Origin of the sequence: Aeromicrobium sp. Leaf272, from assembly GCF_001422865.1 — a bacterium.
GTDB lineage: Bacteria > Actinomycetota > Actinomycetes > Propionibacteriales > Nocardioidaceae > Aeromicrobium.
This window is the reverse complement of sequence record NZ_LMMY01000011.1, coordinates 122,514-131,433: the sequence shown is the minus strand read 5'-3', so window position 1 is coordinate 131,433 and position 8,920 is coordinate 122,514. Positions and strand designations below refer to the sequence as shown.

General features: G+C 72.4%; 9 protein-coding genes. 5 read left to right on the top strand and 4 right to left on the bottom strand.

Going from position 1 to position 8,920, the window contains the following annotated elements; all coding sequences use genetic code 11:
- The 3 genes from ASF38_RS07725 to ASF38_RS07715 form a co-directional block, all read left to right on the top strand.
- On the top strand, window positions 1-1,026 hold a 1,026-nt coding region (locus tag ASF38_RS07725), incomplete at its 5' end, for a CE1758 family FMN-dependent luciferase-like monooxygenase (RefSeq protein ID WP_056575401.1).
- The gene (locus ASF38_RS07720) at window positions 1,023-1,631 is read left to right on the top strand and encodes a CE1759 family FMN reductase (RefSeq protein WP_056574960.1); all 609 of its coding nucleotides are present in this window, start codon (window positions 1,023-1,025) and stop codon (window positions 1,629-1,631) included. The genes ASF38_RS07725 and ASF38_RS07720, both read left to right, overlap by 4 nt.
- 40 nt (window positions 1,632-1,671) lie before the next feature.
- Window positions 1,672-1,974: a DUF2277 domain-containing protein gene (locus tag ASF38_RS07715; RefSeq protein WP_056574957.1), complete on the top strand. Its 303-nt coding sequence runs from the start codon at window positions 1,672-1,674 to the stop codon at window positions 1,972-1,974.
- 736 nt (window positions 1,975-2,710) lie between these two features.
- Here ASF38_RS07715 and ASF38_RS07710 read toward each other — a convergent pair.
- On the bottom strand, window positions 2,711-3,931 hold the full coding sequence (locus ASF38_RS07710; protein WP_056574953.1) for an alpha/beta hydrolase: 1,221 nt from the start codon (window positions 3,929-3,931) through the stop codon (window positions 2,711-2,713).
- An 82-nt stretch (window positions 3,932-4,013) separates the two neighbouring features.
- Here ASF38_RS07710 and ASF38_RS07705 point away from each other — a divergent pair, with 82 nt between their 5' ends.
- Window positions 4,014-5,081, top strand: coding sequence for a hypothetical protein (locus ASF38_RS07705; protein ID WP_056574950.1), 1,068 nt, complete (start codon window positions 4,014-4,016; stop codon window positions 5,079-5,081).
- 4 nt (window positions 5,082-5,085) lie between these two features.
- Here the strand turns inward: ASF38_RS07705 and ASF38_RS07700 are convergent, their stop codons facing one another.
- Genes ASF38_RS07700 through ASF38_RS07690 form a run of 3 tightly spaced genes read right to left on the bottom strand, consistent with a single transcriptional unit; the run spans window position 5,086 to window position 8,328 of the window.
- Window positions 5,086-6,762, bottom strand: coding sequence for an AMP-binding protein (locus ASF38_RS07700; RefSeq protein WP_304438648.1), 1,677 nt, complete (start codon window positions 6,760-6,762; stop codon window positions 5,086-5,088).
- Between the two features lie 31 nt (window positions 6,763-6,793).
- Window positions 6,794-7,879: a dipeptidase gene (locus ASF38_RS07695; protein WP_082480582.1), complete on the bottom strand. Its 1,086-nt coding sequence runs from the start codon at window positions 7,877-7,879 to the stop codon at window positions 6,794-6,796.
- 32 nt (window positions 7,880-7,911) lie between these two features.
- Window positions 7,912-8,328, bottom strand: coding sequence for a hypothetical protein (locus tag ASF38_RS07690; protein ID WP_056551986.1), 417 nt, complete (start codon window positions 8,326-8,328; stop codon window positions 7,912-7,914).
- Window positions 8,329-8,412: 84 nt separating this feature from the next.
- On the opposite strand from ASF38_RS07690, the gene ASF38_RS18415 reads away from it, so the two are divergent.
- A partial coding sequence (locus ASF38_RS18415) for an aminotransferase class I/II-fold pyridoxal phosphate-dependent enzyme (RefSeq protein WP_369815183.1) occupies window positions 8,413-8,920 on the top strand: 508 nt, incomplete at its 3' end.

The window sequence follows — 8,920 nt, the reverse complement described above, 5'->3', positions numbered from 1 at the left end:
CTGGTGGAGATCGCGAGGAAGACCGAGGAGGTCGGGCTCGACGTCTTCGCGAGCGGGCAGCAGCACAACCCGCCGTTCGTCACCACCTCGCCGACGACGCTCATGGCCTACATGGCCGCGCAGACCGAGCGGATCGTCTTCTCCACGGCCATCGCGCAGATCACCACGAACGACCCGGTCAAGCTGGCCGAGGACTACGCGGTCCTGCAGCACCTGTCCGACGGGCGCGTCGACCTCATGCTCGGGCGCGGCAACTCCGCCCCCGTCTACTCCTGGTTCGGGCAGGACCCGACGCGCGCGGTGGAGCTGACGGTCGAGAACTACCAGCTGCTGCGACGGCTGTGGGACGAGGACGTCGTGGACTGGGAGGGCCAGTTCCGCACGCCGCTGCGCGGCTTCACGGCCACGCCCCGCCCGCTGGACGGCGTGCCGCCGATGGTGTGGCACGCGTCCATCCGCACGCCCGAGGTGGCCGAGCTGGCCGCGTACTACGGCGACGGCTACTTCGCCAACAACATCTTCTGGCCCAAGGAGCACTACATCCGGCTGATCAACTTCTACCGGCAGCGCTTCGCCCACTACGGCCACGGCGAGCCCGAGCAGGCGATCGTCGGGCTCGGCGGTCAGGTGTTCATGCGCAAGAACAGCCAGGACGCGATGCGGGAGTTCCGCCCCTACTTCGACAAGGCGCCGGTCTACGGCCACGGCCCGAGCCTGGAGGACTTCACCGCGCAGACGCCGCTCACCGTCGGCAGCCCGCAGGAGTTCATCGAGAAGACGCTGACGTTCGCCGACTACTTCGGTGACTACCAGCGCCAGCTGTTCCTCGTCGACCACGCCGGTCTGCCGCTGAAGGAGGTGCTGCACCAGATCGACATGATCGGCGAGGTGCTGCCCACCCTGCGAGCGGAGTTCGAGGCGCGACGTCCGGCCGGCGTCCCCGATGCTCCCACCCACGCGTCGCGCGTGGCTGCGCGAGACGCGGCGCAGGCCGAGCGGGACCTCGACGCGGGAGCCCACGCATGACCCGCGTCGTCATCGTCTCGGCCGGGCTCGGCTCGCCGTCGACCACGCGGCTGCTCGCCGACCAGATGGCCGCGGGCGTCCGTCGAGCCGAGCCGGGTGCATCCGTGGAGGTCGTCGAGCTTCGACCGCTCGCCCACGACGTCGTCGACGCGACGCTCACCGGGTTCGCGTCGCCGCGTCTGCAGCACGTGATCGACCAGGTGGGCGCGGCCGACGCCCTCGGCTTCGTCACGCCGATCTTCCAGGCGTCCTACAGCGGACTCTTCAAGTCGTTCGCCGACGTGCTCGAGCCCGACCAGCTGATCGGCAAGCCGGTGCTGCTCGGCGCCACCGGTGGCACCGCGCGCCACTCGCTGGCCGTCGAGCACGCCATGCGTCCGCTCATGGCCTACCTGCAGGCCGTGCCCGTGCCGACCGGCGTGTTCGCGTCGCCGCACGACTGGAGCGCCGAGGGCGAGGGTGCGCTCACGTCGCGCGTCGACCGCGCCGTCGGCGAGCTGATGTCGCTGCTGGGCGGTGCGGGTACCGGACGCACCCGTGAGGACGAGATCGACCTGTTCAGCGAGACCATGCTGAGCATCTCCGATCCGAGCCGCGGCGCCTGAGGACCTTCCGCGTCCCGCCCGCCGGGGCTACCGTCGGAGGATGTGCCGCAACATCCGCGTGCTCCACAACTTCGAGCCGCCGACCACTGACGACGAGGTGCGCGAGGCCGCCCTGCAGTTCGTGCGCAAGGTCAGCGGGTCGACGAGACCCTCGCAGGCGAACGCCGAGGCGTTCGAGCAGGCCATCGACGACATCGCGGCCGCCACGCGCACGCTCCTCGACGGCCTCGTGACCAAGGCGCCGCCGAAGAGCCGTGAGGCCGAGGCGCTGAAGGGTCGCGCGCGTCACGAGAAGCGCATGGAGCGTGAGGTGCGGATCCGCACGGCCGTCGAGTCGGCGTAGGGCGCGTCGTACGGACACTCGGCGCTAGGCGCTAGGCGCTAGGCGCTAGGCGCTAGGCGCTAGGCGCTAGGCGCTCGGCGGCGAGGCTGCGCTGCTGACGGTCGGGCCTGGGGCGGGGCTGCGCTGCTGTGGGTCGGGCTCGGGGTGGGGCTGCGCTGCCGCAGCTCGTCGTCGACGTGCTCTCCGAAAGGCCTCGACGGTGCAGGGGCCGTCGGCGCGACCGAGCCCGCCGGCCGCGCCCCCATCGGTGGATCCTCAACCTCAGGAGCGGCGCTGCGGTTGAGGATCCACCGATGGGGGGTCCGGACGGGGTGGGGTGGTGGATCCTCAACGCCAGAAGGGTTGCTGCGGTTGAGGATCCACCGTTGGGGGCTCGGGCGGTGACTTCTCCACCGTTCAGCGAGCCGCGCGGTGTGGATTCCACCTTCTCGGCGCCGAGACGGTGGAATCCGCACCCCTGTTACGGGCCTGACCGCTCTTTCGGTGGAGGAGTCACCGCTCGGGGGTGGACCGGCGCGACGAAGGTCCGCAGGCCCGGCCGACGCGCTGGGAGTCACCCGGTCGAGGCCCTTTCGAAGCCCGAGCCCACGACCACCCGCGCCGACGCAGCCCCGAGCCCACGCCCACCCACGCCGACGCAGGCCCACCTCCAGGCCCGACCCAGAGAAGCGCTGTCGGCCATCGGCGCGCGGACGGCCACCGCCGCTCAGCGCGGTGCTCGGCCGACCCGTCTACCTCAGAGGTGCTCGACGAACCACTGCGTCGTCAGGTCGCGGCCGACGAGGTCGCCGAACGACAGGGTGCCGAGGCCGCCCCCGGTCGTGTGCTCCTGGCCGGGCAGCTCGACGTAGCGCGTGGTGGTGCCGGCCTCCTGCGACGCGCGGGCGAAGTCGCGCACCGGCCCCGGGAGGATCAGGTGGTCCGCGCTGCCCTGGTAGATCAGCAGTGGCGGGCCGTCGCCGGACAGGTGGTTGACCGAGTCGGTGAGCGCGTAGCGCTCGGGGTACTCCTCGGGCGGGCCGCCGACGTACTGGTCGCCGTAGGCGCGGCCGAGGCCGGACTGGTCGTAGGCGGCCGAACCGTCCACCGCGGGGTAGCCGGCGACGACCGCGGAGACCTCCGGGAGCTCGCCGCGCGTCCGGCACGACGGGTCGAGCTCCTCGAGGGCTCCGAGGTTGGCGGCGTTGATCGCCAGCTGCCCCCCGGCGGAGTCGCCCATGGCGCCCACCCGCTCGGGGTCCAGGCCGACGCCGGGACCCTCGGTGGTGACCCACGTGAGTGCACAGCCGACGTCGGCGACGGCGGTGTCCCACGTCTGACGTTCGGGGCTGGCCAGGCGATAGCTGACGTCGAGCACCGCATAGCCCCGCTCGAGCAGCGGCGGGTAGTACGGGCTGGGTGCCGGGGCGCCACCCGTGAAGCCACCTCCGTGCACGTAGACGACCACGGGGACGCCGTCGCCGCCGCCGGCCCCGTCGGGAAGGTAGAGGTCGGCGTCGAGGTCCGTGCCGTCGACCGTGCCGACGGTGACGCTGCGATCGGGGGCGACCGTCCCCTTCAGGAACGGGACGACAGGAGCGAAGACCCCGACGTCCGCGCCCGCCTGCCTGGCGTCGACCACCTGGTACGACCACAGGCCGAGCGACGACGCGAGCACCGCCGCGGCCACCACGGTGGCCGGTCGCAGCAGGCCGCTGCCGCGGGCCCGACCGATGGCCAGGAGCAGGCCGAGCAGGATCGCGACGAGGACGACGTTCCACACGCCGAGCGCGTCGCGCCACACGCCTGTGGCGAGGACGACGTACTGCACCGGCCAGTACTGCAGCAGCGGGACCCACCACGACGGTGACGTCCACGCCACCAGCTGGCCCAGGGCCGCCACCGCGAGGAGCAGGGCGAGGACGACTCGGCCGAGGGTGTGCAGAACCGCACGCAGGCGTGAGCTGGCCTTCTGCACGTCGTCCTCTCGTCGTCCGTCCCGGGTCTCGACGCTACCGCTGTTCTCGGCCGACGTCGCCGCGAGCGCCTACGGTGAGGAGGTGGCTCCCGTCCCGTACCGGCTCGTGCCGGCACCGCCGTCGCGGCGTCTCTCCGAGCGCTTCTTCGGACGGTTCCGGCGCGTCGGACTCCGCGGCGTCCTGGCCGACCTCGACCGTCGGGGCAGCCGCGCCGAGGTCCCGGGGGAGGCCGCGGTCGGCGGCATGCAGTGGGAGGAGCGCGACGCGACGTCGCAGCGGTGGTGGCCGCAGGGCATCACGACGTCGGCCGACGCCTACGGCCCCGACCCGCAGTCGGGCACCTTCGAGGGTCGCCCGGTCGTCGTCGTCAGCTGGTACGCGCACGGCGTCCTCGGCTGGTTGACGCTGGGCTCGCGCATCTCCGTCATCGACCACGCCGACGACGCCGCGCCCCGCTATCGGCACGTGCTGCTCGTGGCACCGCGTCGGGTGCTCGGTCTGCACCTGCTGCGTCCCGTGCGGGTCCACGCCGGGGGCATCGTCTGGTACGGCGACCACCTGTTCGTGGCGGGCAGCTCCGGAGGCGTCCGCGTCTTCGCCCTCGACGACGTGATCCGCGTGCGCAACCGGTGGCGCACCCGCGGCTACCGGTACGTGCTGCCCCAGCGGACCCACTACGCCGCCGACACCGACGCCGGTGTCCGACCGATGACCTACTCGTTCATGTCGCTCGACCGCCGGGGCGACGTCGACCACCTCGTCGCCGGCGAGTACGGCCGCAAGGGCGGCAGCCATCGCATGGTCCGCTACGAGCTCGACCGCGACACCCACCTGCTGCGCTCGGGCGAGACCGAGCCGGCCGTGCCGATCGAGGTGCACGACGCGGTCGCGCCACGCATGCAGGGTGCCGTCCTGGTCGACGGCACGTGGGTGATCACCGCGAGCGCGGGCGAGGACAACCCGGGCGACCTGTGGATCGGGCGGCCCGGTGCCCTCACGCGCCGCCGCGGCGTGCTGCCCACCGGGCCCGAGGACATCACGTGGTGGCCGCAGCGTGGGCAGCTGTGGTCGCTCACGGAGTGGCCCGGCCGTCGCTGGGTCTACGGCATCGACGCCGACACCTGGGTGCGGCCGGCGTCGCAGGAGTGAGGGCTCAGAGGCCCAGCAGCGCGCGGGCGTCCTCGCGCATCTGCACCTTGCGCACCTTGCCGGTGACCGTCATCGGGAACTCCTCGACCACGTGCACGTAGCGCGGCACCTTGTAGTGCGCGAGGCGTCCGGTGCAGAAGTCCCGGACGGCCTCGACGGTGAGCGGCTCGGAGCCGTCGCGCATGCGCAGCCACGCCATGAGCTCCTCGCCGTACCTCGCGTCGGGCACGCCGACGACCTGGGCGTCGAGGACGTCGGGATGCGTGATCAGGAACTCCTCGATCTCGCGCGGGTAGATGTTCTCGCCGCCGCGGATCACCATGTCCTTGATGCGTCCGGTGATGCTCAGGTAGCCGTCGTCGTCCATGACAGCGAGATCACCGGTGTGCATCCAGCCGTCGGCGTCGATGGCCTCGGCCGTCTTCTCCGGCTCCTGCCAGTAGCCGATCATCACCGAGTACCCGCGCGTGCAGAGCTCGCCGGCCGTGCCGCGTGGCACGACCTCGCCCGTGGCCGGGTCGACCACCTTCGTCTCGAGGTTCGGGTGGACCCGACCGACGGTGCTCACGCGTCGTTCGATGCTGTCGTCGGTGCGGGTCTGCGTGGAGACCGGCGACGTCTCGGTCATGCCGTAGCAGATCGAGACCTCCTCGGCTCCCATCCGCTCGATGACCTGCTTCATGACCTCCACGGGGCACGGCGATCCGGCCATGATGCCGGTGCGCAGGGCCGACAGGTCGTGGTCGTCGAAGGACGGGTCGGCGAGCATCGCGATGAACATCGTGGGCACGCCGTAGAGCGACGTGCACCGCTCCTCGGCGGCCGCGCGCAGGGTGGCGGCGGGGTCGAACATCGGGGCCGGGACCACCATCGTCGCGCCGTGCGAGGTGGCCGCCAGGTTGCCCATCACCATGCCGAAGCAGTGGTAGAAGGGCACGGGGATGGCGATGCGGTCGTCGGACGTGTAGTGCAGCAGCTCGCCCACGGCGAAGCCGTTGTTGAGGATGTTGCGGTGCGAGAGCGTGGCGCCCTTGGGGAAGCCGGTGGTGCCCGACGTGTACTGGATGTTGATCGGGTCCGTCGGGTCGAGGGTGGCCTCGATCGCGTCGATGTCGAGGTCACTCGCGCGGCCGGCGTCGAGCAGGCCCTGCCAGCTGGAGGTGCCGATCAGCAGGACGTCGGTGAGTGTCGGGTGGTCGGGACGGACCTCGTCGATCATGTCGGCGAACGAGCTGCCCTTGAGCTCGGGCACGGCCACGAGCGCGCGCATGCCCGACTGGCCGACGACGTAGCCCAGCTCGTGGGCGCGGTAGGCGGGGTTGACGTTCACGAGCACCACGCCGAGCCGGGCTGTGGCGTACTGCACTAGGGTCCACTCCGCGCAGTTCGGTGCCCAGATGCCGACCCGGTCGCCCTTCTCGATGCCGAGCGACGCGAGGCCGCGGGCCACCACCTCGACGTCGGCGGCCAGCTCGCGGTAGGTCCAGCGTCGGCCGGTGGCGCACTCCACGAGTGCCTCGGCGTCGGGCACCCGCGCGACGGTGGCGGCGAGGTCGGCGCCGATCGTGGTCTCCAGCAGCGGCACCTCGGCGCTGCCTGCGGTCTGGCTGAGTCGCTGGTCCATCGTGTCCCCCCACGTGCCGGCCGACGTGACGTCCGAACCGGGTGTGTCCTGGCTCACGTCGAGTCTGCCACGCGCTCGATGGGACGACTCAGGACGTCGCGTCGAGCACCCGCAGCACGTTCTTCCCGGTGAGGCGGGCGAGGTCGTCGGCCGACCACCCGCGCCGAGCGAGCGCGTCGAGCAGGACCGCGTGACCGGTCACGTCCCCCATCGCCTCGGGGAAGAGCTCGAACCCGTCGTAGTCGCCGCCGAGGCCCAGGTGATCGACGCCGACGACCTCGCGAGCGTGCTCCACGTGCGCGACGACGTCGTCGACGGTGACCCGCGGCATCGGCCCGGCGCCGGTGGCGTCGACCTCGCGGTGGGCGAACCAGGCCCCGAAGTCGGCGTTCACGAACGGCGGAACGTAGGTGACCATGAGGACGCCACCGTTGCCGGGAAGCCGTTCGAGGACGTCGTCGGGGACGTTGCGCGGGTGGTCGGTGACGGCCCGGCACGAGGAGTGGCTGAAGACCACCGGCGCGGTGGTCACGTCGAGGGCGTCGTGCATCGTCGTGGCCGCCACGTGGGACAGGTCGACGAGCATGCCGAGCGCGTTCATCTCGCGCACCACGTCGCGGCCGAAGTCGGTCAGGCCACCGTGCTCGGGCTCGTCGGTGGCGGAGTCGGCCCACGGGGTGTTCTCGTTGTGGGTGAGGGTCATGTAGCGCACGCCCAGAGCAGCGAGCTGTCGCAGGACGGCGAGGGAGCCGTCGATGCTGTGGCCGCCCTCGGCGCCGAGCAGCGACGCCAGGCGGCCCGAGGCCCACGACTCGCGCACGTCGTCGCCGGTGCGGCAGAGCGCGAGCCGGTCGGGGTAGCGCGCGACGAGCCGGTGCACCCAGTCGACCTGCTCGAGCGTGTACGTGACGGCGTCGGCCCCGCGCTGGGAGCACGGTGCGTAGACGGACCAGAACTGGCCGCCGACCCCCGAGCGACGCAGCCGGACCAGGTCGGTCTGGAACGCCGGGTCCTCGCCCGCTGCCGCGCGGTCCAGGTCGAGCCCGTCGACGGAGTAGCCGGCGCTCTCGCGCATCTCCCAGGCGAGGTCGTCGTGCCCGTCGATGAGCGGCGCGATCGCCACGGCCTCGCGGGCTGCCGACTCGGTGAGCAAGGATCCGAGAACGTCGTCCATGGGACCACGGTAGACAGCGCGACGGCCCCGGCTCAGCCCCCGGGGCAGGTGTTCGAGCCGCCGCTGAACGCCACGCAGCCGTTCGGCTCGCCCGACGGCGGATCGGGTGCCGTGCGGTCGCGCCAGTCGCGCGCCACGGCTGGGCCGATGAGCAGCACGGGCACGAGCGCCAGCGCCACCGCGACGCCCAGTCCGAGGGCGGCGGCGACGCGTCGGTTCACCAGGGCCGCGAGGAGCCCCATGGCCGGCAGCACGGTGGTCAGCCCGATCGCCACGGTGGCTCCCACGAGGACGCGCGTCTCCTCCGCCGGACTGAGCCCTCCGCCGAGGGTGAACCCGGTGGCGACGGCGTAGGCCCAGGCCGCGAGGCCCGCGACCCAGGAGACCCAGGCGAGCGCGAACCCGCGCCTGAGCCCGCGGTCCGTCGACGTCGGGCGGTGCTGCGCCACGGTGCCCCCCTCGGCTCGGTCGAGCCGACGGTCCCCCAGCCCCGACCGGGTGTCAAGGTCCCGGGGGAGTGGCACGCTGGCCGCATGCACCCGCTGCACGAGCTGACCCTGACTGACTTGCGCCGCCGCACGAGCATCAAGTGGACGATGCACGACCCCGACGTCATCCCGATGTTCGTGGCCGAGATGGACGTGCCGCTCGCCGAGCCCGTGGCGCGTGCGCTGAGCGACGCCGTGACCCGCGGCGACACCGGCTACCCGCAGCCGCGCGTGTACGCGGAGGCCCTCGCCGACTTCGCCGCCGACCGCTGGGGCTGGACCGGGCTCGACCCGGCACGCACGCTCGCCGTCGCCGACGTGATGGTCGGCATCGAGGAGGTGCTGCGGCTCACCGGCGTCGCCGACGTGCCGGTCATCGTGAACCCGCCGGTCTACCAGCCGTTCTTCGACGCGGTCGGTCACGTGGGCCGACCGCTGGTGGAGGTGCCGCTCGGCGACGACGGGCGTCTCGACCTCGGCGCGCTCGCCGCCACGTTCGCCCAGCGCCCCGGCGCCACCTACCTGATGTGCAGCCCGCACAACCCCACTGCCG